At 67.3% G+C, this 26,245-nt stretch carries 22 protein-coding genes, 1 tRNA gene and 1 pseudogene; 15 read left to right on the top strand and 9 right to left on the bottom strand.

Annotated features, from left to right (window positions below):
• The first annotated feature begins 87 nt into the window (after window positions 1–87).
• The 3 genes from gltX to LRA98_RS01205 are packed head-to-tail and all read left to right on the top strand — an operon-like array spanning window position 88 to window position 3,339.
• Window positions 88–1,521 carry a glutamate--tRNA ligase gene (gene gltX, locus LRA98_RS01215; protein WP_238632857.1) on the top strand — a complete coding sequence of 478 codons (1,434 nt, stop codon included), beginning with the start codon at window positions 88–90 and terminating at the stop codon, window positions 1,519–1,521.
• On the top strand, window positions 1,521–2,900 hold the full coding sequence (cysS, locus tag LRA98_RS01210; RefSeq protein WP_238632855.1) for a cysteine--tRNA ligase: 1,380 nt from the start codon (window positions 1,521–1,523) through the stop codon (window positions 2,898–2,900). The genes gltX and cysS overlap by 1 nt, the downstream gene beginning before the upstream one ends.
• A gap of 13 nt (window positions 2,901–2,913) precedes the next feature.
• Window positions 2,914–3,339 (top strand): DUF2802 domain-containing protein, encoded by a 426-nt coding sequence (locus LRA98_RS01205; protein WP_201167587.1) that lies wholly within the window; start codon window positions 2,914–2,916, stop codon window positions 3,337–3,339.
• Here LRA98_RS01205 and LRA98_RS01200 read toward each other — a convergent pair.
• From LRA98_RS01200 to LRA98_RS01190, 3 genes are all read right to left on the bottom strand, one after another.
• Complete coding sequence (locus LRA98_RS01200) at window positions 3,300–3,569, bottom strand: hypothetical protein (protein WP_201167585.1); 270 nt, start codon at window positions 3,567–3,569, stop codon at window positions 3,300–3,302. The two genes, LRA98_RS01205 and LRA98_RS01200, sit on opposite strands and share 40 nt — an antisense overlap.
• The gene (gene fliK / locus LRA98_RS01195; RefSeq protein ID WP_238632854.1) at window positions 3,556–4,614 is read right to left on the bottom strand and encodes a flagellar hook-length control protein FliK; all 1,059 of its coding nucleotides are present in this window, start codon (window positions 4,612–4,614) and stop codon (window positions 3,556–3,558) included. Before fliK ends, LRA98_RS01200 begins: the two co-directional genes overlap by 14 nt.
• Before the next feature lie 73 nt (window positions 4,615–4,687).
• Window positions 4,688–6,187 carry an AAA family ATPase gene (locus LRA98_RS01190; RefSeq protein WP_238632852.1) on the bottom strand — a complete coding sequence of 500 codons (1,500 nt, stop codon included), beginning with the start codon at window positions 6,185–6,187 and terminating at the stop codon, window positions 4,688–4,690.
• 128 nt (window positions 6,188–6,315) lie between these two features.
• Between LRA98_RS01190 and LRA98_RS01185 the strand changes: the two genes are divergently transcribed.
• From LRA98_RS01185 to LRA98_RS01170, 4 genes are all read left to right on the top strand, one after another.
• Window positions 6,316–6,392: transfer RNA gene (locus tag LRA98_RS01185), tRNA-Glu, on the top strand.
• Window positions 6,393–6,769: 377 nt separating this feature from the next.
• Window positions 6,770–7,384: a hypothetical protein gene (locus tag LRA98_RS01180; protein ID WP_201167579.1), complete on the top strand. Its 615-nt coding sequence runs from the start codon at window positions 6,770–6,772 to the stop codon at window positions 7,382–7,384.
• Window positions 7,385–7,479: 95 nt separating this feature from the next.
• Window positions 7,480–8,487, top strand: a complete 1,008-nt coding sequence (gene sohB / locus LRA98_RS01175) for a protease SohB (RefSeq protein WP_201167576.1) — start codon at window positions 7,480–7,482, stop codon at window positions 8,485–8,487.
• Between the two features lie 57 nt (window positions 8,488–8,544).
• On the top strand, window positions 8,545–9,774 hold the full coding sequence (locus LRA98_RS01170) for a hypothetical protein (RefSeq protein ID WP_238632850.1): 1,230 nt from the start codon (window positions 8,545–8,547) through the stop codon (window positions 9,772–9,774).
• A gap of 24 nt (window positions 9,775–9,798) precedes the next feature.
• Here the strand turns inward: LRA98_RS01170 and bcp are convergent, their stop codons facing one another.
• Both bcp and LRA98_RS01160 read right to left on the bottom strand, forming a co-directional pair.
• Window positions 9,799–10,269, bottom strand: coding sequence for a thioredoxin-dependent thiol peroxidase (gene bcp, locus LRA98_RS01165; RefSeq protein ID WP_238632848.1), 471 nt, complete (start codon window positions 10,267–10,269; stop codon window positions 9,799–9,801).
• Between the two features lie 75 nt (window positions 10,270–10,344).
• Window positions 10,345–10,968 carry a Yip1 family protein gene (locus LRA98_RS01160; protein ID WP_238632846.1) on the bottom strand — a complete coding sequence of 208 codons (624 nt, stop codon included), beginning with the start codon at window positions 10,966–10,968 and terminating at the stop codon, window positions 10,345–10,347.
• Between the two features lie 274 nt (window positions 10,969–11,242).
• Between LRA98_RS01160 and LRA98_RS01155 the strand changes: the two genes are divergently transcribed.
• Window positions 11,243–11,659 carry a CBS domain-containing protein gene (locus tag LRA98_RS01155; RefSeq protein ID WP_238632845.1) on the top strand — a complete coding sequence of 139 codons (417 nt, stop codon included), beginning with the start codon at window positions 11,243–11,245 and terminating at the stop codon, window positions 11,657–11,659.
• Window positions 11,660–11,745: 86 nt separating this feature from the next.
• Here the strand turns inward: LRA98_RS01155 and phnE are convergent, their stop codons facing one another.
• The 3 genes from phnE to LRA98_RS01140 form a co-directional block, all read right to left on the bottom strand.
• Entirely contained in the window at window positions 11,746–12,549 is an 804-nt protein-coding gene (phnE, locus tag LRA98_RS01150) for a phosphonate ABC transporter, permease protein PhnE (protein WP_201167561.1), read from the bottom strand.
• Window positions 12,550–12,603: 54 nt separating this feature from the next.
• On the bottom strand, window positions 12,604–13,395 hold the full coding sequence (phnC, locus tag LRA98_RS01145; RefSeq protein ID WP_238632842.1) for a phosphonate ABC transporter ATP-binding protein: 792 nt from the start codon (window positions 13,393–13,395) through the stop codon (window positions 12,604–12,606).
• Between the two features lie 79 nt (window positions 13,396–13,474).
• On the bottom strand, window positions 13,475–14,374 hold the full coding sequence (locus LRA98_RS01140; RefSeq protein WP_201167557.1) for a PhnD/SsuA/transferrin family substrate-binding protein: 900 nt from the start codon (window positions 14,372–14,374) through the stop codon (window positions 13,475–13,477).
• 253 nt (window positions 14,375–14,627) lie between these two features.
• Between LRA98_RS01140 and LRA98_RS01135 the strand changes: the two genes are divergently transcribed.
• Window positions 14,628–16,532 carry a pyruvate kinase gene (locus tag LRA98_RS01135; RefSeq protein ID WP_238632841.1) on the top strand — a complete coding sequence of 635 codons (1,905 nt, stop codon included), beginning with the start codon at window positions 14,628–14,630 and terminating at the stop codon, window positions 16,530–16,532.
• A gap of 172 nt (window positions 16,533–16,704) precedes the next feature.
• On the opposite strand, the gene LRA98_RS01130 is transcribed toward LRA98_RS01135, so the two are convergent.
• A complete protein-coding gene (locus tag LRA98_RS01130) occupies window positions 16,705–17,871 on the bottom strand; it encodes an OprO/OprP family phosphate-selective porin (RefSeq protein WP_238632840.1) in 1,167 nt (388 codons plus the stop codon).
• A gap of 196 nt (window positions 17,872–18,067) precedes the next feature.
• Between LRA98_RS01130 and phoB the strand changes: the two genes are divergently transcribed.
• The 6 genes and pseudogenes from phoB to pstB form a co-directional block, all read left to right on the top strand.
• Window positions 18,068–18,757, top strand: a complete 690-nt coding sequence (phoB, locus tag LRA98_RS01125) for a phosphate regulon transcriptional regulator PhoB (RefSeq protein ID WP_238632838.1) — start codon at window positions 18,068–18,070, stop codon at window positions 18,755–18,757.
• Window positions 18,758–18,781: 24 nt separating this feature from the next.
• Window positions 18,782–20,122, top strand: a complete 1,341-nt coding sequence (gene phoR / locus LRA98_RS01120) for a phosphate regulon sensor histidine kinase PhoR (RefSeq protein ID WP_201167536.1) — start codon at window positions 18,782–18,784, stop codon at window positions 20,120–20,122.
• A gap of 68 nt (window positions 20,123–20,190) precedes the next feature.
• Window positions 20,191–21,156: a PstS family phosphate ABC transporter substrate-binding protein gene (locus LRA98_RS01115; protein ID WP_201167534.1), complete on the top strand. Its 966-nt coding sequence runs from the start codon at window positions 20,191–20,193 to the stop codon at window positions 21,154–21,156.
• Window positions 21,157–21,341: 185 nt separating this feature from the next.
• On the top strand, window positions 21,342–23,675 hold the full coding sequence (locus LRA98_RS01110; protein WP_238632836.1) for an ABC transporter permease subunit: 2,334 nt from the start codon (window positions 21,342–21,344) through the stop codon (window positions 23,673–23,675).
• Between the two features lie 19 nt (window positions 23,676–23,694).
• Entirely contained in the window at window positions 23,695–25,371 is a 1,677-nt protein-coding gene (gene pstA, locus LRA98_RS01105) for a phosphate ABC transporter permease PstA (protein WP_201167522.1), read from the top strand.
• 116 nt (window positions 25,372–25,487) lie between these two features.
• Window positions 25,488–26,240, top strand: a pseudogene (gene pstB, locus LRA98_RS01100) (phosphate ABC transporter ATP-binding protein PstB); the annotation flags it as partial.
• Between the last annotated feature and the right edge of the window lie 5 nt (window positions 26,241–26,245).

Below are 26,245 nucleotides of genomic sequence, written 5' to 3'. Positions count from 1 at the left end.
CGGAGCGCCAGTGTCCCTCGAGGGCGGAGCGCGGGCAAGGCCGTGGGATGCCCCCGGAATAGGGCGACGCTGTTAAAATGCCCCGCCATGAACGAGATGACCGTCAAGACGCGCTTTGCACCGAGCCCGACCGGGGCCCTGCACCTCGGCAACCTGCGCACGGCCCTGTTCAATGCCTTGCTGGCCTACGGCAACGGCGGGCGGTTCGTGTTGCGGATCGAGGATACCGATCGCGAACGCTACAGCCCGGAGGCGACCCGCTCGCTGATGGGCGATCTGCGCTGGCTGGGACTGGACTGGCAGGAAGGCCCGGAGGTGGGCGGTCCGGCGCCGCCGTACCACCAGTTCGACCGGGGATTTCTCTACGACGCCTACTACCGACAGCTCGAGGCCGAGGGGTGGGCTTACCCCTGCTTCTGCAGCGAGCGCGAGCTGGAGATGGCCCGGCGTGCCCAGCGCTCGGCCGGACAGCCGCCGCGCTATCCCGGCACCTGCGCACGCCTCAGCGCCGATGAGGTGGCGCGCAAGCGCGCCGAGGGGGGGCAGCCGGCTCTGCGGTTCCGGGTGCCGAGCGGTGAGCAGGTGCGCTTCGATGATCGCATCCACGGTGAGCAGAGCTTCCGGACGGATGACATCGGCGACTTCATCATCCGCCGCGCCGACGGCACCGCCGCGTATCTGTTCACCAACGCTGTCGATGACGCGCTGATGGGGATCACCGATGTCCTGCGGGGGGATGATCACCTTACGAACACCCCGCGGCAGTTGCTCATCCTGAAGGCCTTGGGGCTGTCGGCGCCGCGTTACGGCCACATGGGGCTGATCACCGGGGCCGATGGCGCGCCGCTGTCCAAGCGCAACGGCAGCCGTTCCGTCGGCGAGCTGGCCCAGGAGGGCTACCTGCCCGAGGCCGTGCTCAATTACCTGGCGCGGGTGGGGCACACCTGTGAGTCCGAGGCGCTGCTCGATCTCGCCGGTCTTGCCGAGGTCTTCGAGCCGGCGCGAATCAGCACGGCGCCGTCGCGCTTCGACCCGGATCACCTGCGCCACTGGCAGGACGAGGCCGTGCACGGCAGCCCGGCGCGGCGCCTGCGGCCGTGGATGGGGATCGATGCCCTGGTGCCCCCGGGGTACGCCGACGACCTGGTCAACGCCGTGCGCGATAACGTGCGCTTCCCGGCGGATGCGCGGGACTGGGCCAAACGGGTCTTCGCCGGGCCGCCGGAACTCGATGACGACGCCGAGGCGGCGATCGTCTCGGCCGGGCCGGGGTTTTTCGAGGCGGCGACGGCGGCAGCCGACGAGGGCTATACCCGGTTTAAGGGCCTGACCGAGGCGGTCAAGGAGCGTACCGGGGTCAAGGGCAAGCAACTCTTCATGCCGCTGCGCGCAGCGCTCACCGGTCGATGTAGCGGTCCGGAACTGCAGCCGGTGGTCGACCTGATGGGTGGCGAGCGGGTGGTTGAGCGGCTCAGGCGCGCCGCCACGCTCGCCGCCGAGCAAGGCGCGCAGGGGGAGTGATGCTCAAGATCCATAACAGTCTGACCGGTACCAAGGAGCCGTTCCAGCCCATCGAACCGGGGCGGGTGCGGATCTACGTCTGCGGTATGACGGTCTACGACCTCTGCCATCTGGGCCACGCCCGCGCCCTGGTGGTCTTCGATGCGGTGGTGCGCTATCTGCGCTGGCTGGGTTACGAGGTGACCTACGTGCGCAACATCACCGACATCGACGACAAGATCATCCGCCGCGCAGCGGAGAACGGCGAGCCGATGAGCGCCCTCACCGATCGCTTCATCCAGGCCATGCACGAGGACTGCGCGGCGCTGGGCGTCGAGCCCCCCGACCATGAGCCGCGTGCCACCGAGCGCCTTGAGTCGATGATCGCGCTGATCGAGGAGCTGATCGCCGGCGGCCACGCCTACGTCGGGGAGAACGGCGACGTCTACTTCTCGGTGGCCAGCTTCCCGGACTACGGCAAGCTCTCTGGGCGTCGGGTGGAGGAACTGCGCTCGGGGTCGCGTATCGAGCCCGACGAGGCCAAACGCGACCCGGTGGATTTCGTCCTCTGGAAAGCGGCCAAGAGCGGTGAGCCGGCCTGGCCCTCACCGTGGGGAGATGGTCGGCCCGGCTGGCACATCGAGTGCTCGGCCATGTCCCGTGACCTACTCGGCAGCCATTTCGACATCCACGGCGGCGGGGTCGATCTGCAGTTCCCGCACCATGAGAACGAAATCGCCCAGAGCGAGTGCGCCAGCGGTCACCGTTTCGTCAACTACTGGATGCACAACGGCCACGTGCGCATCGATGACGAGAAGATGGCCAAGTCGCTGGGCAACTTCTTTACGGTGCGCGACGTCCTGGCCGAGCATCCGGCCGAGGCCGTCCGTCTTTTCCTGCTCTCGAGTCACTACCGCAGCCCGCTCAATTACACGGGGGATGCACTGGGCGAGGCCCGCGGGGGGCTGGAGCGGCTCTACAACGCCCTGCGCGGACTGCCGGAGGCAGAACCGGCGTGCAGCCGGGCGCGGGAGCGCTTCCGTGAGGCGATGGACGACGACTTCAATACCCGCGAAGTCCTCGCGGTGCTCTTCGAGAGTGCCCGTGAGATCAACCGGCTGCGCGAGGGCGGTGACGAGGCAGGAGCTGCTGCGGCAGCCGCCGAGCTGCGTGAGCTCGGCGCGGTCCTCGGGCTGTTGCAGCAGGACCCGGAGAGCTACCTGCGCGGCGATGTTGCGGATGCCGAGGTCGACGAGATCGAGGCGCTCGTGGCGCAGCGGGCAGCGGCGCGCAAGGCGAAGGATTTCGCCGAGGCCGATCGGATCCGGGACGAACTCCAGGCGCGTGGGATCGAGCTGGAGGACACGCCGGAGGGGACCAAGTGGCGGCGAACCCGCTAACGAGGAGGGCCGCATGGCGTGGCTGATCGGGGTGGTGCTCGCCGTTCTAGCCGGTGCCCTGGTGGCGTCGGCCTATGCCGTTTACCGCGTGCAGCGCACACTGGAGCGGGTCCAGCAGGCTGAGCAACGCATGGAGAGCGTCGAGACCACGACCCGGCAGATCCTCGAGCACTTCCGGGGGCTCTCCGCGGGGGCGGTCGGCCAGGGGGAGCACCTGGCCCGGCTGGAGCAGAACCTGGCCCGGCTGCGGCGGCGTCTGGATCAGGTGGCCGCAGCCGGCGGCACGGATGGCAGCCGCTTCAATCAGGCGATCCGCATGGCGCGCAAGGGGGCCGAGGCCCGGGAGATCGCCGATACCTGCGAGATCAGTCAGGTGGAGGCGGACCTGGTGGTTCTGCTTCACGGTCCGGGGCGCGGAGAGGGCGGCGCCTCCGGGTGATCGAGTGACGGGCCGGCGCCGGCGGGCCCGACATCCTGCTCCACGGTCCAGGTGAACGCCAGTAGGGCAGCGATGGCCTCCGCAACCTCGGGGGGTGGTTCCGCGTCGTCCTCAAGGCGGGCCAGTGCCGCGGCCAGGTCGGGGTCGTCGGGTAGCGCGAAGCCCCGGGTTGCGGCTCGCTCCAGGAGGGTCCGCCCGAACTCGTCCGGCTCCGGATCAGATCTGCTCATCGATGATCCCCTGGGTCGCGGTGGGTGAAGGGGCGGTACCGTCGTGAGCCGGCCACCCGTGGTAGCAGGTAATCGCGCCGGGTTCGAGGCCGGCGGCGCGGAGGCGTTGTTCAAGCTTCGGGAGCGCGTTGGCCAGGCGCTCGGCGCTGACACGCTGCTGGGCCCACCAGGCCAGATCGGCGCGCCCGCCGGCCAGGTGCAGCGAGACAGCCACCGGGCCCAGTCGCTCGAGTGCCAGACGGGCCTCGATGGTCCACGCTGCGCCGCCGTCTGCCCCGGTGGCGGGGCGGATGCGCAGTCGCAGGGCGTGCAGGGCGTCGCCCTGGCGTACCGGGATGTCGAGCGTCCAGTCGCGTGTCCCGCGGGTGTGGAGGGCACGGTGGGCCTGAAGGGCCTGGATGCGCCAGAAGAAGGCCTCCAGTTGGTCGAGCAGGGCGCGCTCGGCCGGCGGGAACTCCGGCGTGGGCCTCTTGCGGTCGCCCCCCTCCGGGTGGCGTGGGCGCAATGCAGCGAGCCAGGCGCTCAACCGCCCCTTGAGATCCGCGCCCGTGTCGGCACCGCGGGCCAGTCGGGCCTCCAAGTAGAGGCCGGCGTGGGCCAAGGTCTCGCGGATACCGGCGGCGGAGCTCAGTGAGCGTGCCGACGGCACGGCATCCTGGAACTCTTGGCACGCTGTGTGCATATCAAGGTTGGTAAGAGGGCGCCGGAGTGCGCTGCGCAGGTCGCCTACCAGCGATTCCGCAGTGGCCTGGCGGGGCAGGGCCTGGCGCAGGGTCCACTGCAGCGCCGGGCGGGGGCCAAGGTGGTCGGTGACCTGTAGCACCAGGGGGTAGCCCACGCTGGCCACACGCAGTCGCAGGCGATCGCCGTCGGCCACCGGTACATCGGCCCGTGCGGGGAGGCGGTGGGCGCCGAGGATCAGGATCAGCCCGGCCCCGGTGAGCCGGGCCCGCGCCTCCAGGGTGTCCCCCAGGCGCAATGGCAGATCCGGCCGGCCGCTGGCCTCTGGGAAGCGGATCCACACCGTGGGACGTTGTGCTGACATGTCAAGCAATTGACACCCTTGGTGCGTCAAAAAAATGTCGCTCTGCTACAGGTGTCGCCCTGGTGACGCCGGACTAGTCCTCGGCCGCCAGGCTCTCGGCTACGGACTCGAAGGAGCGCACCCACGCACCGCGCTCCGCGACCGCTTCTGGGAGGGCGTCAAGGGCTGCGTGAGCGGCCTCTCGGTCTTCGTGGGAGCCGTGTAATAGCAGGAACCACAGATCGCCGTCGTCGCGCTCCGTAGCGACCACGTGGGTCGGCTCATCCAGTGGCTGTTGCCCCGCGTATTCCTGCAGCGGAGCTGGCTCAGAGGCGGCCAGCAGCTGGATGGTGTAGCGCTCCCCGTCCTCGCCGCGGATCCAGTCCGCGCTATCGGCCAGGTCCTCCTCCGCGGTTTCGGTGCCCGGCTCGCCCTCGGTCGGACCGCTGTCAGTTGGCCCTTGCGCAGCATCCGGGGTGTCGAGGAGCTGCAGGTTGGTCGTCGACTGTCCCGTGGGGGAGGGTGGCTCCTGTTCGTCAGGGCTGTCCCGGAAGCTGTAGCGCCCGGGTAGATCCAGGCCAAAGGGTGTGTCGCTTGCCGGCTCGATCTCTTCGCTTTCGGCCGCGACTGTCTCCTCCTCGGGTTCCTCGAAATCCTCGATGGCGAGTTCCTCCGTCGCCGGGCCGGTGGATAGCTGGTGCGTGAGCAGCCAGTAGGTGCCCGCCGACGCGGCCGTGATCCCGGTGACACCGGCCAGGGCCCACCGTAAGCCGGTGCCGCGGAGCCCGGGCGATTTCGCCGGGCGCGGCCCCGGCTTGGGCGCCGGCTGGTCGGAACTGGCCAGCCGGGCGGTCAGGCGTCGATAGGCCGCCTCGTTGATCCGCTCCGGGTGTCCGCCGGATTGCCGGAATATGTCCTCGATCTCGTGCGGGTCGAACAGGGTGTGCTCGGCACCGGCGCTTCGGGTTCGGTGGTCCAGGTAGGCGCCGGTCTGCTCCTGGCTCAGCGGGTACAGGGTCGTGGTGTGAAACCGCTCCGCGGGCGGCGTCTCCGGGAGGCTCTGCAGGCCGGCGGGCTCGAGGGCCATGGCGAGGCTGAAGGCCTCGTCGTCCTCGGCGAGTTCTGTCCACAGTCCAAGCAGCTCGTCGATCTCCCGTGCGGGCAGGGCGTGGGCATCATCGATAAGCAGGGCGGGGCGAACGCCGCCACGGCGGGCACTCCGCACGTAGTTCAAGGCCTGTTCGCGGGATCGAGGAGCCAGGGTGCCTTCCTCGGCCTCCGCGGCGGCGACCAGAGCGCCCCACAGGGTATCGATGTCGGCACCGTCGCCCTGGACCCGCTGCATGCTCAGCCCGGGGGGCTGAGATTCGGCCAGGCGGCGCAGGAGTGTCGTCTTGCCCAGGCCCGCGTCGCCGCTAATGAGCACGATGCGTTCGCCGCTTTGCAGGAGACTCAGCGTGACGTTGATCTGCGTGATTCGGGCGCTGTCCTCGAAGGGAGGGTCGGGAATACCGACGAAGGGCTGTGCGGTCAGCCCCAGTCGGTACAGGGCCGCCTCCGGGAGGCGTAACGTCGTGCCGGTTTGCGGAGCCATGCAGGACCTGGAGGGTGCTCTTCGGTCAGTGTTCCGCCAGTTTAACAGAGCCGGTGCGATCGTCATGGCCGGAAGTGTTGACACCCCCGTCAGCCGCCCTTACCATTGCGCTCGCTTTACGACACAGCGTCCCCATCGTCTAGCTGGCCTAGGACACCACCCTTTCAAGGTGGCGACACGGGTTCGAATCCCGTTGGGGACGCCATTTCCTCCCCCGCCCGTGAAACGACCTGCCCCAGGTTCCATTGTCCTCTATCGCAGCTCGGCCGGCGGCATTGTCAGGGCCTGCAACTCCCGATCCTGACCGCGCTCTCCGCCCAATCCGCCTCACCGGGCGCTCAGGCGCTGTCGGCGGCTTCGTTCCTTCCCCGACGCTCACGCCCTGGGGGGGGGCGGAGCGCATCCGTCATCAAACATCGATCGAATGTCCGTTGGGCACGCCCAGCGCGGTATCTGGACGCATTGCGGTGCCAGGTTAACGTCGTTGCCGTTACCATCCATCGGTTTTCGATGAGTCGGCGGCCCACAGCGGATCGGTGCCGCGGGGTGTCTCGTTGACCAAACAGAGGGGTGGAGTCGCGTATGGCCAGTGTATTTTCCCGGCTGATCGTCAAGAATCCGGTCGGTGTCGCTTTCGAGTCGCTGCTGTTCCTGCTGGCGTTCACGGGGCTGCTCGTGATGCTGGTCTTCTCCTTTGTCAGCGTCTTCCTCGCTGCGGATACCTGGGCCGCGGTGCTCGGTCTATTCCAGGGGGTGCTGCCGGCCGGGTTGCTCCAGCTGGGCCTTGAGGCGGATGCCGCTGTGCGGCTGTTCTACGTGGTCGTCGCAGGTTTCGCCCTGGTTTTGGTCTCGATGGTGGTCGGAGTGCTCTACAACCTACTGCTGGCGCCTTTCCTCCGACAGCGCAACGTGAGCCGGCTGGCGAAGGAAGGCTTTGAGATCAGCGAGGTCTTTCAGGGGCGGGGCGAATGGGCGGTGCTCGACAAAGAGAACCGGCATGCGTTCTTTGTGACCGCGGCCCGGGCCCTGCAGGTACAGGTCGATGAGATCCGTAAGGTGGAGAGTCGATCCATGCCCCTGGCCCGGCAGCTGCGGGTGCGCGTGGATCTCACCGACCCGGATACCCCCTATCACGAGGTCTACTTCAAGGCCAAGGACCAGGGGGACGCCTTGCGTATCGCGCTCCAGCGGCTCTGAGAGGCGGGGGATCGGCCGCTGCTTCCGGAAGGTAGGAGCATCGGGCCGCGCGCATGCTAGGGTTACCGAAGCGATGCCCTGCCGAGATCCGACGGATGCTAAACGAATACCTGCTGTTCCTGGCCAAGACCGCTACTGTGGTGCTCGCCGTCCTGTTTATCCTCGCGGCGGTATTCCGCATGCGCCAGGAGGGAGGCGCTGGGGCGGGTCGGCTGCAGGTGCGAGCGCTCAACGGTGTCTACCGGCAGCGTGCGGAGGCGCTGCGCCGCGCCGGTGCCCCGAGCTCCTGGCGAGGTCGGCTGCGCAGGAAGCTGCAGCGTAAACCGGTGGATCCACCGCCCGCCGAGCTGCCGGATAAGCGCGTCTACGTCCTGGATTTCCGCGGCGACATCCGGGCCCGTGCCGTGGAGGGGCTGCGCGAGGAGATTACCGCGGTGATCGCCGCGGCCCGCCCCGGGCAGGACGAGGTGATCCTCCGCCTCGAGAGCCCCGGCGGTGCCGTGCCGGCCTATGGGCTGGCAGCCTCGCAGCTGGCGCGCCTGCGCGAGGCCGGGATTTACTTGACCGTATGTGTGGATCGGGTTGCCGCCAGCGGCGGGTATCTCATGGCGGTGGTCGGGGACCGTATCGTGGCGGCACCGTTTGCGTTGATCGGGTCCATCGGTGTGGTCGGGAGCCTGCCGAACTTCCACCGCTGGCTGCGCAACCGTGACATCGATTTCGAGCAGCATACCGCCGGGGCGTACAAGCGGACCCTGACCCTGTTCGGGGAAAACACCGAGGCCGACCGGGAGCGCTTTCGCGAGGACCTGGCCCACATCCACGAACAGTTCAAGGGGTTCCTCCGTCGTTACCGCCCGCAGCTGGATGTTGAGACGGTGGCCACTGGGGAGTTCTGGCTGGCTGAGCGGGCCCTGGAAGCGGGATTGATCGACGCGCTGCAGACCAGTGATGACTGCATCATGGCTCAGCGCGAGCAGGCGCACCTGTTGGAGGTCGATTTCCGTCAACGGGAGGGCTGGTCGCAGCGCCTGACGATGGTCACCGAGCGCCTGCTCGGGCAGCGCGGTGTGCTGGACCGGTTCGGGCCCGGCTTCGGGTAGGTGTAACGTACCGTCGCCCGAGTGCGGGTGCGACCGATCAACCGGGAGGGTTGGGCGATGGGTTGGTACCGATTCCTGGTCGGCTGGCTCGGCGTGGCGCTGCTGAGCCTGACTCCTGCGGTTTCTGGCGACTCCACCGCGACCCTGCGCATCTCTACCGAGCCGGGCGAGGCGGAGCTGCGCATCGACGGCGAACCCTACGGGATCTCGCCGCAGCGGACGCGGGACACCTTCATGGTGCGGCTGCCGCCGGGCACGTATGCCATCGAGGCGAAGATCCCTGCCGAGGATACCGACCACGGTGAGCCCATGCGCGCCGAACGGGAGGTGACCCTGCGTGCCGACACCGAGCAGACCTTCCACCTGACGCTGAGTGGCCCGGGCGATCCGCTGGCCAGCTACCGGGAGCATCGCGACGCCGTGCGGGCCGTCGCGTCTTTGCCGGACGGCCGGGTGCTCACCGCGTCGGCGGACCGCCGGATCAAGCTATGGCGCCTGGAGGACGGACAGGTGCTGCGCACCTACCCGGGGCACGCCGCGGCGGTGAACGCGGTGACGGCCAGTGCCGATGGGCGCAGCTTCCTCTCGGGCGATGCGGCCGGGGTGGTGAAGCTCTGGCAGACCGACCGGGATCAGGCGCAGCGAACCCTGGTTGAGGCCGATTCGCCGATCCGTGCACTGGCGCTGAGCCCTCGGGGGCAGCGGGCCGTGGTGGCCACCGAGGCGGGCAAGCTGCAGCTCTGGGACACGGCCAGCGGCCGTCAGCTGCGCACGTTCCGCGAGCAGCAGGCCGCCTTCCACGCCGTGACCTACGACTCTGATGGTGCTCGGGCCCTTTCCGCCGGGGCTGGCGATGAGCCCCTGGTGCTTTGGAATGCCACGTACGGTCGCGCGATCGGCGCCTTTGCGCCGGATGAGTCAGGGCCGGTGGGGGCGGTGGCGTTCACCCCGCAGGGTCGGCACGCGCTGGCCGGCACCCAGAGTGGTGCGGTCAAACTCTGGCAGCTCGACCGCGGCCACCTTGCTCTGCGCCTGGAGGGCCATCGCGCGGAGGTGGTGGCGGTGGCCGTCAGCCCTGACGGTCGGCGGGCCCTGACCGGGGCGCGGGATGGCACGCTCAAGCTCTGGCCGTTGGACGCGGAGCCGGAGGATGATGAGCCGATCGAGCCACTGCGCAGGTACCTCGGGCACGATCGTGCCGTGCGCGGCGTCGCCTTCAGCGGTGACGGTGCGCGGGGCGTCTCGGTGGGCGAGGACCGCCGCCTGCGCCTGTGGCAGGTCGACTGATCCACGACCGGCTTCCGGGCGCGACTAGGTCAGCTGCTGCAGGGCCTCCAGGACCTTGTCAGGATGGGCCTCGGCCTTCGAGACCCGGCGCCAATGCTTGCGGACAACCCCTTCGGCGTCGATCAAGACCGTAGAGCGGATCACGCCCATGCTCTTGCGCCCGTACATGTTCTTCTCGCCCCAGGCGCCGTAGCGGCTCATGACCTCTTTATCCAGGTCACTGAGCAGCGTGAAAGGGAGTTCGTGCCGGTCCCGGAAGCGTTGGTGCGAGGCTGCGTCATCGGGGGAGATCCCCAGCACGGCCGCTCCGGTCTCCTGCAAATCGGTCCAGATATCGCGAAAGGCGCAGGCCTCCTTGGTGCAGCCCGGCGTCTCGTCCTTGGGGTAGAAGTAGACGACCACCGGCTGACCCCGCAGGGCGCTGAGGGTCTCGTGCTTGCCGTCGGCATCTGACAAAGTGAAATCGGGGGCGGGCTGGCCTTCTTCGATCGACATGGGCGTATTCTCCGTGGGCGGCACCGGGCTCTTGCACGGAGGATAGCGTCACCAGGCCAGGGTTGCAGCCCGTCGCTAGATCAACCAGGTGGTACCCAGGCGAACTTCCGGTGCAGCCCCGGGGATCAGGCTCATGGCTTGCCAGCCGAAGGCAAACGTCACCAGCAGGGCGGTGCCAAGCGCGGCCAGGTAGTGGCCCAGGCGGTTGCCCTTGCGCACCCCGGCGATGACGGCAAAGGCGGCGTAAAGCAGCCCCAGGCTGTAGAGGATCAGCAACAGGGCCAGGTGTGGCCCCACCGGCCAGGGCAGGGCAGCCACCACGTTGCCTACCCAGGCGGGGATCAGAGCCACGGAGACCGCGGTCAGTGGACGCCGGAAGTCCGAATAGCCCTGGAATAGGTCGCAAAGATAGTGCGCTGCGGCCGCCAGGGCGATGACGCCGACAAACTGGGTCAGGGCGCTGTAGATGCCGAAACCGATGGGGTCGGGGCGGGTCTCTGGCGGGAACCCGCTGGGGATCAGGGCGTGGGCGATCCCGGCCCCGAGCACGCTGGCCAGCAACAACGGTACCGTCAGCCGCGCCAGGATCCACGGCACGTCCGGATCGGCGTCGTGCCACTCCTCCAGGATCCGGCGTGGCCGGAAAAAGACGCTGGCGAGGGTGTGCCAGCGACCGGGTAGCGCGGGGGCGTCAGCCATCGATAGTCCTCGGAGTCTGTATGTGGGTCGGCAGCCTGAACGGAGGATGCTAAGTACGCCGGATGTGCTTGGCTACCGTCGTGAAGTCGATAAGCGCAACGCAAAAGTCGCGCGACATTCACGTTCCGGACAACATTGGCGGGTAGCCTCCTCGACAGTTTCTGACCGCAATGGAGGTGCCGCTATGATGATGTCCCTGGAAAGTTCCCCGGACCGTGCCCCGGTCTCCGCGCTGACGTCCGACCCAGGGGGAATCCGCGAACCGGCACCGGCTATGGCAGGCCATCCCGCAACGCTGGGTGAACTCGCCCGGCGGGTGCCGGCCATCGCGGCCACTGCCCCGTTGGTTGCGGTCCCTCTATCGGCCGGGTACTGGTACGGGTTGCGTAGTCTGCCGGTCATTGATGAGTGCGGGCTCCCGGTTGGCATCCTGCGGCGGGACGAACTGACCGCGTGGGTGCGCCAGAACGACGGTTGGGTGACGGTGGAACGGCCGAGTCGCGTCCATGAGCTGTCCCGACCGCCACGCGCCATCTGGCGCGCCGAGGAGCCCTGGCGCCTTATGCTCGGCCGTTTCCGGGAAGGGCTGCCCTCGGCCGGGGACGAGTGCCTGGTCGTTGATGAAGAGGGACGCTACGTCGGCATCGTGACCACCATCGACCTGCTGCGTCGCGCGACCACGATCGCGTAGATCGCGAGCCGCTCCCGTTTGACTCTGTCCGAAGGGCCTGTCCCCTGCGCAGCACAGGCTGCGCAGGGAACGCAGCGTGCCGACGGCTAGAGAAGCCGCTGTCGAATCGCCGAAGAGACCTGCTCGACGCCGATGACCACCAGCAGGATCACGATGATGATCGCCAGTGCGGCGTCGTAGTTGAACATGCTCATGGCGGTGCTCAGTTCCACCCCAATCCCGCCGGCGCCGACCAGTCCCAGAACGATGGCCGAGCGAATCCCTTTCTCGATGCTGTAGAGGCTGGTGGCCGTCATCGACGCGCTCGCTTCCGGGAGGATGGCGCCGATGATCGTCCCTGTTCGGCTTGCGCCGGTGGAGGCGAGTGCCTCGGAGGGCCCCTTGGGGATCTCCTCGATGCGTTCTGAAAAGAACCGCGCCGCGAAGCCGATGGTGTCCATGACGATGGCCAGGATGCCGGCCAGAGGCCCTAGGCCAACGGCGGCTACGAAGATCAGCGCCCAGACGAGTTCGGGGACCGTCCGTAGGGTGGCCACGACGCCCCGGGAGATCCACGCGATGCTCCAGTGCGGTGTGGTGTTGCGGGAGCAGAGCAGCGCCATGGGCACGCTCAGGATGACGCCTGCGGTGACGCCGACCACCGCCATGTTGAGGGTCTCGAGCATCGCCCCGGCGATGCTGTCGAAGCGGCTGAAATCAGGTGGTACCGCACGGGCGAAGAAATCGCCCAGGTTGCCCATGCCTTGCAGAAGGCGCTCGAAGGTTGTGTCGATCGTGCTCAGTCCCTGGATGAGGAATGCCAGGAACCCGACGAGTACCACCCAGGTAAAGACCGACGGCCGCTGGAAACGCTCCGGCGTGGCCGTCGAGCGGGGCTCGTGGCTAGTCATCGCTGACCTCTTCGAAGACGGATTGGTGCGGTGTTTGACGTAGGGCGGTCCGGCTCAGGAAGCGACGGCGAGCCGGGGTTTCGTCTCCGCCTCATCGACGCGCACGGCGCCCTCGTAGAGGGCGTCAAGCTCAGCGCGGCCGATGTCCGCCATGGGGCGGTCGAGCACGATTCGGCCAGCCTTCATGCCGAGGGCCCGTTCACCGAACTCTTCGGCAAAGTCGAGTTGATGTAGGCAGCAGAGCAGGCTGAGTCGCTCCTCTCGGACGATCCCCCAGAGCAGCTCCATGACCTCGCGGGCCGAGCGCGGATCGAGACTCGCAACCGGCTCGTCGGCGAGGACGACGGTGGGTTGCTGCATCAGCGTACGGGCGATGGCCACCCGCTGCTGCTGTCCGCCGGAGAGCTGGTCGGCGCGCTGGTCAGCACGATCGGCGAGGTTGACCCGCTCCAGGCAGTGCATGGCGTAGTCCCGTTCCTCGGTCGCCGCGAAGGGGGCCGTGACGGACCAGAAACTGCGGTGGCGGCCGCTGGCCCCGTAAAGGACGTTCTGAAAGACGCTCAGGTTCTGCACCAGATTGAACTTCTGGAACACCATACCGATGCGGGTGCGTGCCTCTCGCAGTGAGCGGCGCCCGGACTGGGCCAGATCCGTACCCAGTACACGGACGCCGCCTTGTTGTGGTCGTTCCAGCCCGCTGATGCACCTCATTAGGGTCGATTTCCCGCATCCATTGGCACCGAGGAGAACGACACCCTCGCCGGCTTCCATGCGGAAGTCGATCCCGCGCAGTACCCGAAGCTTTTCGTAACTCTTGTGCAGGTCGTTGCACTCGATGATGGCCATATCCGCCTACCTCAATGAATGGGACCCCGGTAGCGGGTCATGCTGCCGGGGTCGGGCTTGTCCCGCTGATGGCAAGGGGTTAAAGGTCGAATCCGAGGTAGTCGTACGCCTCCCGGACCATGTCGTATTCGTCGTCCGAGATGTCGTAGACGAACCGGGCGCCGAGGTACTTCGCCCGCTCCTGGGCCTCGTTGAAGCCCTCATCCTTGCCCGGCTCGACGAAGGCCGAGAAGAGCTCCTCCTCGTGCTCCTGGACGGTATCCCGAATAGCGGCGATGCAACCTTCACCGAGCTCGGCGCGGGCGACCATCGGGTCCCTGGGCATGGTGCCGCTGTCGGCGACCACGTCGTAATCGAAGTCCGCGTCGTACTCCGGGATCAGATCCAGGTCGCGATAGCCGAGAGCGGCGGCGTCCACGTCGCCGTTGACCAGAGCCTGGATGCGGGCATCGCCGGCGTGGACGGTGTCGAGGTCACGATCCAACGAAAGGCCGGCGTCTTCGATCATCCAACCCTGGGTGATGTGGTTGGTCGTCGAGCCGACATCGCCGAAGGCCAGGGTCGTGCCCCGCAGGTCCTCGATGTCCTCGGCGCCCAAATTGGCGTTGGCGACAATCTTGGCCCCGTAGGCGTCGCGCTCAAGGCCGAAGGCGACATCGATGTCTGCTTCACTGCTCATGACGACGTACTCGGAGGGGCCGGCCAGGGCCAGATCAATGGAGTCGTAGCGCAAGGCGTTGGCGGCCGCGGTGCGGTTGCTGACGGCGAAGAACTCCATGTTGACGCCGGTGATCTCGCTGAATTGCTCCGCAAAGGGACCGAAAGCGCGGCGCAGCTCTTCGGCACCCTCGATGCCGGTATCGGCCAGACGCAGGGTGCTCGGACACTGTTCGGCCACGTCGGCGTGGGCGGCCGTCATGCCGGCGCTGAGCAGGGCGACGGCGGTCACGGTGCTGAGGGCTTGGCTCGTAGGTCTCATCGATCACTCCTGGTGGTTGCCGTAGGGGACTTAAGACGGCCCGTCCCGTGGTCCCGTCGTGACTCGCGGTGCACCGTATGCAATGCCGCTTACAGGCCTTTGAAATGCCGATGACGTTCGGATGACACACGGGCTGCGGCTAGCGATGGCACCGGGGACCGGTTCAGGAGCAGCACCAGCGGTGGGACGATGTCCGGGACGTCACCGGCCTGTCACGCGGCTGTCACCGCGCGGGGTTAGCCTCGGTGGCGCTATGAACGAGAAAACCGGATTCGACGGTTCTGTCTGGCAGCCGGAGGCGTTGCTGGACGTCCTGGAGGCGCTGCGCTGGGACATCGAGGAGGGCGCAGAGCGTTGGCTGCGTCGCTACGAGGACGCCTTCCCGGATGGGGTCACCACCAGCGCCGAAAACTTCGCCCACTACCTGGCATTGCGCAACCGCGATCTGCGCAGTGTGCAGCGCTCCCTGGCCCGCTTCGGGCTTTCGTCGCTGGGGCGTCACGAACCCCATGTACTCGCGGGCTTGAATGAGGTCATTGAGGCCCTGGGTGCCCGGGTCGGGCGGGTGACGCAACGAAGGCGCGGTGGACCGACTTTCGAGCAGGCCCACCTCCGCCTGGCGACGCATGCAGCCGATCTGCTCGGTCCGGTGCCGGAAGGCCGTGACAGCCGTGTCATGGTGACCCTGCCATCCGCCGCCGCCGATGATCCGGATCTGGTGCGCTCGTTGGTCGCTTCCGGGATGGATATGGCGCGAATCAACTGCGCCCACGACGATCCGGCCATGTGGCGCCGCATGGCTCGGCATGTGCGGGACGCCGAGGCCCGTACCGGGCGTTCCTGTCGGGTCCACATGGACCTGGCTGGCCACAAGGTGCGCACCGGCCCTGTTGCCCCGCGGACTCCAGTGGTTCGGCTGAAACCAATGCGGGATGCCTACGGCCGGGCTGTTCGACGCGCACAGGTCGATCTGGTGCACCCTGAGCAGACCGGTGACACCGGCCGGGGCGGTGTCCCCCGTCTCTGCCTGGACGGTGAAACCCTGGCCAGTATGAGGGTCGGGGACCGTCTGCGCTTTCGGGATGCCCGGAAATCCAGTCGCCTGCTGGCGGTCCGCGAGGCGATCCCGGGCGGCTTTCGGGCGGATATCGGGAGCACGGCTTACGTGACGCCCAGGACCCGCTTTGCCCTCCAACGGCGGGGCGCTGGTAAGTGGCAGACCGTGATTCGCGGCCTCCGGTGCGGGGGATTTGCGGAAGCGCAGATGGAAATCCGCCTTTTTGAAGGGGACACCCTGGTGCTCCTGCGTCGGCCCGAGCCGGGAACCCCCGGGCGGCGGGACGAGGACGGGGGGATGGTTGTGCCCGCGCGCATCGCGTGCTCGCACCCGCAGGTGATCGACCAGCTCGGCCCTGGCCAGGCGGTGTGGATCGACGACGGCAAGATCGGTGCCGAGGTGGAGTGTGTCGACGCCCACGGCGCCCGGTTACGCATTACGCGGAGCCGTCCGCAAGGTGCCGTGCTGCATGAAGACAAGGGCCTGAACTTTCCAGGGCTCGATCTGGGTCTGCCGGCGCTGAGCGCGCGGGATGAGCAGGATCTGGATTTCGTCGCCGAGCTCGCGGATACGGTGGCCCTCTCCTTTACGGAGTCCCGCTCGGATCTGGAAGCCCTGGGGGCGGCGCTGGCCCGGCGCGGCGCCGTGGACCTGGGTGTTATCGCCAAGATCGAGACCCAACGCGGGGTGCAGAACCTACCGGACATCCTGCTCGGCGGGATGGGGCGGTTCGATCTGGGCGTGATGATCGCCAGGGGGGATCTTGCCGTGGAGATCGGCGGCGAGCGTCTTGCAGAGGTTCAGGAGGAACTGCTCTGGCTCTGCGAGGCTGCCCACGTGCCGGTGATCTGGGCCACACAGGTCCTGGAGAGCCTGGCCAAGAAAGGCATTGCCTCGCGGCCGGAACTGACCGATGCGGCGATGTCCGGCCGCGCCGAGTGCGTGATGCTGAACAAGGGGCCCTACATCGTGACGGCCCTGCGCACGCTCGACGGTATCCTCCATCGAATGCAGCAGCACCAGCGCAAGAAGACCCCCCGGTTGCGGGCGCTCGGCATTGTGCAGAATCAGCCGGCGCCGCAGCCTGCGGCGGACGAGTAGTGCCGTGGGGGCCCGGCGCCATACTCAATATAGAAAACGGCGGCAGCCCGACTGGACCGCCGCCTAAAGCTGGCCGTGGCCAGAGGGAGCACCCGATCCCGGCGCTGCCGGGATCCATGGCATGTACGGGAGGCCCGGTCACGGTCTCCGGGACCTCCCGTCGCAGTGACACCTACCAGTTGTACTGGGCGCGGAAGCCGACCAGGGTCGGACTCTCGTCCGGATCCCCATCGCGGTCCTTGACGTCGGCGAAGACGACGTTGCCCATAAAGCGCAGGTTGCTGCTGGCGTAGTAGTTGATGCCCAGGGTGAGGTTGTTCTGCTCACCGCCTGCGACCCCGGAGTCGTTCAGGTCCATGTGGCTGTAGCGGGCCGCCAGCTCCCACGCCCCGCCGGAGCCGCTGGGGGTGACGCCGCCGAAGCCGCCGGTGGAGTAGGTGCGGCTCTCGCCGGTGAGCACGTAGCTGCCCTGGACGTGCCAGCCGCTGAAGGTGGGCTCGTCGCCGTTGTCGCTGTTCATCGAGACGGTGAGGTACTCCGCCTCGGCGGAGAGGGGGCCGGCGATGTAGGCCGCCTCCAGGCCGAGCTTGGTGGTGTCGGTCACGTCGGAGACGTCCACCTCAAGCAGGCGGGTACCGCCGCCGTCGCCATCGCGCAGTTCGGGGCGATCGCTGAAGCCAAGTTCGTGCGGCTCGTCCTGGTCCTCGTAGACCAGCGAGGCGCCCAGGTGTAGCCGCGGCGCCTCGTTGTGGCGGGAGGCGGTCAGGAACGGGGCGTAGACGCCGCGCACCGCGTAGCCCTTGGGCTGATCGCCGGTGTAGTCATCGCCATCACCGTCGTCCCCCAGCGACCGGCCGAAGAACATGGTCTTGAAGCCGAGTTCGTCGCCGGTCTGCTCGTAGGCGATGCCGATGCGCCGCGAGTCGGGGATGATGTTGCTGACCGAGGAGCGCTCCATGAAGGTGTAGTCGTTGGAGCTGGTCAGCTGGTTCAGACCCTGCGGCACCTTGTATTGACCCAGCCACAGCCGCCCGGGGCCGAGGCTGCGGCGCAGGCGGAAGTCGGCGGCGCTGACGCTACCCTCGGCCACGTTGATCTCCACCCGGCCGTCCCAGTGCTCATCGATGCTGCCGTCCATACCCAGGCGGGCGCGACGGTTGTTGAAGCCATCGACGAACTCCGCTTCGTCATCCTCATCGGCCAGGTGGTAGTCCATCTGCAGCCGGCCGCGGATGACGAACTCGGGGTTGGCCAGAGCCTCGTAGGGGAAGGCCACGGCCAGGCCCGCGCCCAGCAGGGCGGTGGTCGAGAGGTACGGCGCGATTCGTCTCGTTGTCATCAAGGGTCCTCCTCGGATTTGGAGCGTCGCCGGGGAGCACGGCCCCGACTCGGAGGACACGCTAGGCGGTGTTTCTTACGTCGCGATGACGGTGGTGTGGGGTTTGTGTGAAGCTTGCGTTGTCACAATCCTGCAATGTGCTTGCCTTTTAATGACGCGGGCATGAACGGCCATGCCGAAAAGGGGATACAGCCTGATGGCAGCAAGGATACTCGTGGTTGAGGACGACTCGGCGGTGCGTGAGATGCTGATCACCTCCCTCGAGCGGCAGGGGTTCGACGTCATACCGGTGGTTGATGCCATGCAGGCCTCGGAGCAGCTGCGCGAGCGGCCGCCGGATCTGATTCTGCTCGACTGGATGCTGCCGCAGGTCAGCGGTGTCGAGTGGGCGCGGGGACTCAAGGAGGATGAGCAGACCCGCGGGATCCCCATCATCCTGCTCACCGCCCGGGGTGAGGAGGAGGACAAGGTGCGGGGCTTCGATTCCGGGGTGGATGATTACGTGACCAAACCGTTCTCGCCGCGCGAGCTGGCTGCCCGGGTCAAGGCCGTCCTCCGGCGCACGGCCCCGGCGACAACCGATGCCCCCCTGGAGGCGGCCGGCCTGCGCCTGGATCTGGTCAGCCACCGGGTCACCGGACACGGCCAGGCGCTGGAACTCGGTCCCACCGAGTACCGGCTGCTGCGATTCTTCATGGCGCATCCCGATCGCGTCTTTACCCGCACGCAGCTGCTCGATCAAGTCTGGGGCACCAATGTCTATGTCGAAGAGCGCACCGTGGATGTGCACATCCGCCGACTGCGCAAGATCCTGGCCGCGACGGGCCACGACGCCCTGGTCCAGACGGTCCGTGGGGCCGGCTATCGGTTCTCGGAACAGACCTGATCCGCGGCTGAGAGAGCGGATCCCATGACACGCAATCCCTGGCCGGGGTTTCTGCTGACGCTCCTCGCCGCGCTGGCGGTCTGGTTGATTGCCGGGCTGGCCACCGGCTGGTGGGTGGAGGCCGCGGCGATCCTGCTGGCGCTGGGTTACCTGTGGAACCAGTATCAACTCTGGCGGCTGGAGCGCTGGCTGCGGGTCGGCCGCAAGCTGGATCCGCCGATCTCCCGCGGGGTCTGGGGCGAGGTGTTCCATGCCCTGCATCGCCGCCAGCGCCGACAGCGGGAGCGCAGGCACCGGCTGCGCCGGGTCATCCGCGAGTACCGGGAATCCGCCAAGGCGATGCCCGATGCCACCATGGTGCTCTACGCCGATGATCGTCTGCTCTGGTGGAACAATGCGGCACGCGAGCTCCTCGGCCTGACCTGGCCGGGCGACGAGGGGCAGCGTATCAGCAACCTGCTCCGGCAACCGGAGTTCAGGGCCTTCCTGGATACCGCCACCAAACACAGCGCGCCGCTGACCATGCCGTCGCCGGTCGACCCGCGGATCACACTGGAGCTTCGTCTGGTTCCCTACGGCCGCAATCAGCGGTTGCTCATCGCCCGCGATATCAGCCGCACGCAGCGGCTCGAGACGATCCGGCGGGACTTCGTGGCCAATGTGTCCCACGAGCTCAAGACCCCCTTGACCGTGATCTACGGCGTTGCCGAGGAGATGGGTGAGGAGCTGGCCCCGGAGCAACCGGGTTGGGCGGGATCGATTCGGCTGCTGCAGGAGCAATCCGCGCGGATGCAGCGACTGGTCCAGGATCTGCTAACCCTGTCCCGTCTGGAGACCGGGTCGCTGGCTGAGGAAGAGGATCCGGTGGATATGCAGGCCCTGCTCGAGGAGGTCTGTGCCGAGGCGCGGACGCTCTCCGGAGACCAGAATCATCGGATCGAGCTTGAGGCGGAGCCGGGCCTGTTCGTGCGCGGATCGTACGGAGAGTTGCGCAGCGCGGTTGCGAACCTGGTCTCTAACGCCGTGCGCTACACACCGGGCGGTGGTGCCATCCGCGTGCGCTGGCAGGCCGATGCGCACACGGCCCGGTGCGAGGTCGCGGACAGCGGCATCGGCATCCCGCGCGAGCACCTGCCGCGGATCACCGAGCGTTTCTATCGGGTGGACAAGGCCCGCTCCAACGCCACCGGGGGTACCGGGCTGGGGCTGGCCATCGTTAAGCACGTGATGCATCGCCACGGTGGTTGGCTGAACGTGCGCAGCGAGCCCGACCAGGGATCCACCTTCACGTTGGTCTTCCCGGCGCGGACTTTGGAGCGCGACGGCGTTTCATCGAATCGTCACCCTGCCTTCACGAGCCGGTAAGGGAAGCGGCGCAGACTCTTTCGTGCCTGGAGTCAGGCTTCCCGAACAAGCTGAGTGGAGCAGAGATCATGTGGAAGAGAGGTTGTTTCCTGGGCATGGCCAGCATGGCCCTGGTGGCCGGCGGGCCGCTGGGTGCTGCCGAGGTGGATGACGACCTGCCGAATTACGAGCGGGTTTCGGGCATTTCCGGCAACCTGGGCAGTCAGGGCTCGGATACCCTCAACAACCTGATGACGCTATGGGCGGAGGAGTTCCAGGATTTTTACCCCAACGTCTCGGTGGAGATCGAGGGGGCCGGCTCGGGGACGGCGCCGGTGGCGCTGACCGAGGGGACTGCGAACTTCGGCCCGATGAGCCGGGATATGCGTTCCTCGGAGATCGAGAGCTTTGAGGATGCCCACGGTTACGAGCCCACCAAGGTGCGGGTGGCCATCGACACCATTGCGGTCTTCGTCAACCGCGACAATCCGATCGACGGGCTGACCATGGAGCAGGTGGACGGGATGTTCTCGGCCACGCAGCGCTGTGGTGGCAGCGATGTCACGCGCTGGGGCGACGTGGGGCTGGACGGCCCCTGGCAGAATCGGGACATCACGCTCTATAGCCGCAACGCCGTCTCCGGCACCTACGGCTTCTTCCGCGAGCACGCCCTGTGCGACGGCGACTTCAAGGACGCCATCAACGAGCAGCCGGGCTCCGCCTCGGTGGTCCAGGGTGTGTCCGAATCGCTCAACGGCATCGGCTACTCCGGGATCGGCTACCAGACCTCCGGTGTGAAGGCGATCGCCCTGGGCGACGACGAGGACAACCTCTACGAGCCCAACGCCGAGAATGCGGTCAGCGGCGACTACCCGCTGTCGCGGTTCCTCTACGTCTACGTGAACAAGGACCCCAACGGCGAACTGCCGCCCATTGAGCGGGAGTTCCTGAAGCTGGTCCTCTCCGAGGAAGGCCAGGACGTGGTCCGCCGCGACGGCTTCATCCCCATGCCCGCACAGGCCGCCGAGCGCGAGCGCGAGCGTCTCGGTCTGTAAGGGGCAACCCACTGGCCGGGGCCCATACGCCCCGGCTCCATCGTTGAGCGCTACGCGGGCCGGCCCTACGCCGGCCCGTTCTGTTTAGGGGGTTCAGCGGGTGTTCATCGTTTCGTCACGAAACCGTCATCCGCCCCCCTTAGGCTGCGTCAGCGTTCATTTCTCGCAGGGTGCGATCAAAGATCATGAGCGATCAGACGACAGGGCTCACCGAACCGGGCCGAGGCAGTGGCAAGGGTCCGTCCCGGGGCCTGCCGGACGCGGCCCGTCGGCGCCGCCTGCGCCGCTGGCGCGGGGCCAAGGACTGGATCAGTCGTGGCAGCGTGGCCACCTTCGGCGTGGGGGTCATCGGCGCGCTGGCGCTGATGTTCGTCTACCTCTTCTCCGAGACCATGCCCATCTTTGGCGAGCCGGAGATCCGGCCCGCCGCCAGCTACGCCGCCCCCGGCGGACCGGAACTTGGCGAGACGGTCCACGTCGCCATGGAGCGCTACCGCGAGGTCGGGGTGCGCTTCACCGACCGGGCCGGTTACGCCTTTTTCGACCCCCGCAGCGGCGAGCTGATCGAGCAGGGGCAGCTGAACAAGCCGTCCGGGGCACAGATCCGCAGTTTCGACACGGCCGAAGCCCGCCATCGGCTGGTGGGCTACGGCCTCGATGACGGCACGGCGATCTTCGCCCGTCACGACTACGACGTCAGCTACCCGGACGGCGAGCGCCAGGTCACCCCGTCGATCACCTATCCGGAGGGCGAGGGCGAACCCCTGGCGATCTGGGGCGAGGATGGCCATCCGCTCGACGCCATCGGGGTCCAGCGGGGGAGCCGTGGCTCCGCCGTGGTGGGTGCCAGCAACGAGCAGGAGGCCCTGCGCCTGGTGCTCTTCGAGGAGGAGACGGACTTCATCACCGGTGAGGCGACCGTTGAGCGCGAGGTCTACGACCTGCCTTGGCCGGAGTCGGGGATCGAGGTCACACGGATCCTCCTCGACACCACCATGCGTAACCTCTTCGTTGGCGATGCCAAGGGGCGGTTGCACTACTTCGATGTCTCAAACCTGAACCGCCCGCGTCTGGTCGGCACAGTGCGCGCAATCGAGGGGGACGATGCCGAGGTCACGCAGCTTCAGTTCCTGCTCGGGGCCGCGTCGATGATCGCCGGTGGCTCCGACGGATCGGTGTCGCAATACATGGTGACCCGGGACGAGGCGGGGGATCGGCAGCTCACGCGCATCCGTACCTTCGATGGCCACCCGGCGGCGGTGACTGGCATCGCACCGGAGCACGCCCGTAAAGGCTTCGCTACCGGCGCCGCCGACGGCACGCTGCAGCTGCACTACGCCACCTCGTCGCGCACGTTGACGCAGCTGGCGCTGGAGGGCGGCCCCTCAGTGGCCGCGCTGTCGATGGCGCCGCGACAGAACGCGCTGATGGCCGTCGGTGCCAATGAGCGGTTCAACTACCTGGACGTCGACAACCCGCACCCGGAGGTCTCGTTCAAGGCCCTGTGGCAGAGGGTCTGGTACGAGGGCCGCGATGCGCCCGCCTACGTCTGGCAGTCATCTTCCGCTACCGACGAGTTCGAGCCCAAGTTCTCGCTGGTACCGCTGACCATCGGCACGTTGAAGGCGGCGTTCTACGCCATGCTCTTTGCGACACCCATCGCGATCCTCGGGGCGATCTACTCGGCCTACTTCATGTCCGCACGCATGCGGCAGATGACCAAGCCCGCCATCGAGATCATGGAGGCGCTGCCAACGGTCATCCTCGGCTTCCTCGCGGGGCTCTGGGCTGCGCCGTTGTTCGAGCGGAATCTCCCGGCAGTCTTCTCCATCCTGATCGCCCTGCCCATCGCCATGGTGATGGCCGCTTGGCTGTGGACCCGGGTCTTCCCCGAGGGCATCCGCAGCCGGGTGCCGCCGGGCTGGGAGGCCGCACTGCTGATCCCGGTGGTGATCGGGGTCGGGTGGCTCGGCGTCACCGCCAGTCCCTACATGGAGCTCGCTTTCTTCGGCGGTGATATGCGCCAGTGGCTCACCAATCAGGGGATCGACTACGACCAGCGCAACGCCTTGGTTGTGGGGATCGCCATGGGCTTCGCGGTGATCCCGACGATCTTCTCCATCTCCGAGGATGCGGTGTTCAACGTGCCGCGCCACCTCTCGCAGGGGGCCTTGGCGCTCGGCGCGACGCCTTGGCAGGCAGTGGCCACCGTGGTCCTGCTGACGGCCAGCCCCGGCATCTTCTCGGCGGTGATGATCGGCTTCGGCCGGGCCGTCGGCGAGACCATGATCGTGGTCATGGCCACCGGCAACTCGCCAGTCACCAATTTCAACCTCTTCGAGGGCATGCGCACGCTCTCGGCCAACATCGCTGTGGAGATGAAGGAGACCGCGCAGGGGAGCAGCCACTACCGGATCCTATTCCTTGCCGCCTTAGTGCTCTTCGTCCTGACCTTCGCGGTCAACACCGTGGCGGAGATCGTGCGCCACCGCCTGCGCAAGAAGTACAGCGCGCTCTGATACGGAGGATGCCGCAACGATGCGCGACTGGTTCAACAAGGGAACACCCTGGATTTGGCTCAACGCCGGGGCCGTGGCCGTATCACTGGTCATGGTGGCGGGGCTCATCGGCCATATTGCCTACAACGGCCTGCAGCACTTCTGGCCCAGCAATGTCGTGGCCTTCGAATACCAAGAGCCCGGGCGTGACGCCGAGCAGGTTCTCGGCGAGGTCGACGCCGCGGAGACCCTGACCGCGCCGGCGGCCCGCGAGCGCGGCTTCGAGGTGGACGACGACGATGCGCTGATCACCCGCTACCGGATCAAGCGCGGCAACCGGGACGTCGATGGCCGGGACTTTGTTTGGTACGCCGACGTCAACATGTCGGAGTGGAGTCACCCCAAGGATGCGGTGGTCATCGAGCGCCGGCAGTGGGGGGATTTCATCGGCTACCTGCGCGACGTGCGCATCGACGGGGAGAAGGTCGAGACGGTCAGCGACGAGGGCGACGCGACCTGGGACCGCTTCCTGGAACTCTACGAGGAGAATCGCTCCCGGATCCAGGAGATCCAGCGCATCGAGCGCGTGGAGATCGGCGCGGTTAACGCCGAGATCGAGGAGATCCGCCTGACCGAGCGCCAAATCGAGGCCGACCTAACCCTGAGCGAGGAGGAGCGCACCGAGCAGCTCGAGGCCCTGGAGGCCGAACGGGACCGCTGGGAGGGGGAGTACGCGGAGCTCGAGCAGCGGCGCAACGAGCTGCTTGAGGAGGTCGGACGCTACGCCGTGGGGATGGAGACCGCCGCGGGTAAAGAGGTGGTCATCGCCATGGGCGACGTGGTCAAGCCATGGCGACCGAACGCCATGAGCGTCTGGGACAAGGCCCGCTTCTACGTCGGCGACTTCTGGGACTTCGTCAGCGGCTATCCGCGGGAGGCCAACACCGAGGGCGGCATCCTGCCGGCGATCTTCGGCACGGTGCTGATGACCATCGTCATGGCCGTCTTTGTCACACCCTTCGGCGTGCTCGCGGCGATCTACCTGCGTGAGTACGCCCGACAGGGGCCGCTGACGCGGATGATCCGCATCTCGGTGAACAACCTCGCCGGCGTCCCGTCCATCGTCTTCGGCGTCTTCGGCCTCGGCTTCTTCGTCTACTTCGTCGGGGGTGGAGTGGACCAGCTCTTCTTCGAGGAGCGCCTACCGGCGCCAACCTTCGGCAAGGGCGGCGTGCTCTGGGCCTCGCTGACCCTGGCGCTGCTGACCCTGCCGGTGGTGATCGTCTCCACCGAGGAGGGTCTCTCGCGCATCCCCGGGTCGATCCGGCAAGGGGCGTTGGCCCTGGGGGCGACTAAGGCGGAGATGCTCTGGCGGGTGGTGATCCCGTTGGCGACGCCGGCGATGATCACCGGGCTGATCCTGGCCGTGGCCCGTGCGGCCGGCGAGGTAGCGCCGCTGATGCTTGTCGGCGTGGTCAAGCTGGCCCCGCAGCTGCCGGTGGATGGGAGTTTCCCGTACATCCACCTGGAGCGCAGTTTCATGCACCTGGGCTTTCACATCTTCGACGTCGGCTTCCAGAGCCCCAACGTCGAGGCCGGGCGGCCGCTGGTCTACGCCACGGCGCTGATCCTGGTGCTGGTCATCATTGTGCTCAACCTGACGGCCATCTCGATCCGCAACTTCCTGCGCGAGAAGTACAAGGCCGAGAGCGATTAAGAGAGGGAGCTATGAACGCCACCAATTCCCCGTCCGCACCCACCCACGGTTTCAGCAGCGAGGCGCTGCAGGACCGCCAGCGGGATGGCTCGGCGGCGAGAAAACGGCTGGGCAGCGATATCTGTCTGCAGACCCATGAGCTCAGCCTCTGGTACGGGGAGGAGCAGGTGCTCAAAGGGGTCGACCTGGAGATCCCCCGAGGCCAGATCACCGCCTTCATCGGGCCTTCAGGTTGCGGGAAGTCGACGCTTCTGCGGTGTTTCAACCGGATGAACGACCTGATCGACAACTGCCGGATCGAAGGGCGCATCACCCTCGACGGTGACGAGATCCACGCCCGGCGCATGGATGTACCCGAGCTGCGCCGCCGGGTCGGCATGGTCTTCCAGAAGCCGAACCCCTTCCCGAAGTCGATCTACGAAAATGTGGCCTACGGTCTGCGTCTTCAGGGCGTGCGCAATCGCCGTACCCTCGATGAGGTTGTCGAGAAGTCGTTGCGCCGGGCCGCACTCTGGGACGAGGTCAAGGACCGGCTCCACGAGAACGCCTTCGGCCTCTCCGGTGGGCAGCAGCAGCGGCTCGTCATTGCCCGGGCCATCGCCGTGGAGCCGGAGGTGCTGCTGCTCGACGAACCGGCATCAGCCCTCGATCCGTTGGCTACGCTCAAGATCGAGGAGCTGATGTTCGAGCTCAAGGAGCGCTACACCATCGCCATCGTCACCCACAACATGCAGCAGGCCGCGCGGGTGTCGGATTTCACGGCGTTCCTCTACCTCGGTGAGCTCATTGAGCACAACGATACCGATACGCTCTTCACCAATCCCGGCAAGAAGCAGACCGAGGATTACATCACCGGCCGTTACGGCTGAGGAGA

Source organism: Halorhodospira sp. M38, from assembly GCF_022227985.1.
Classification (GTDB): domain Bacteria; phylum Pseudomonadota; class Gammaproteobacteria; order Nitrococcales; family Halorhodospiraceae; genus Halorhodospira; species Halorhodospira halophila_A.
This window is presented reverse-complemented; position numbering and strand designations above follow the sequence as displayed.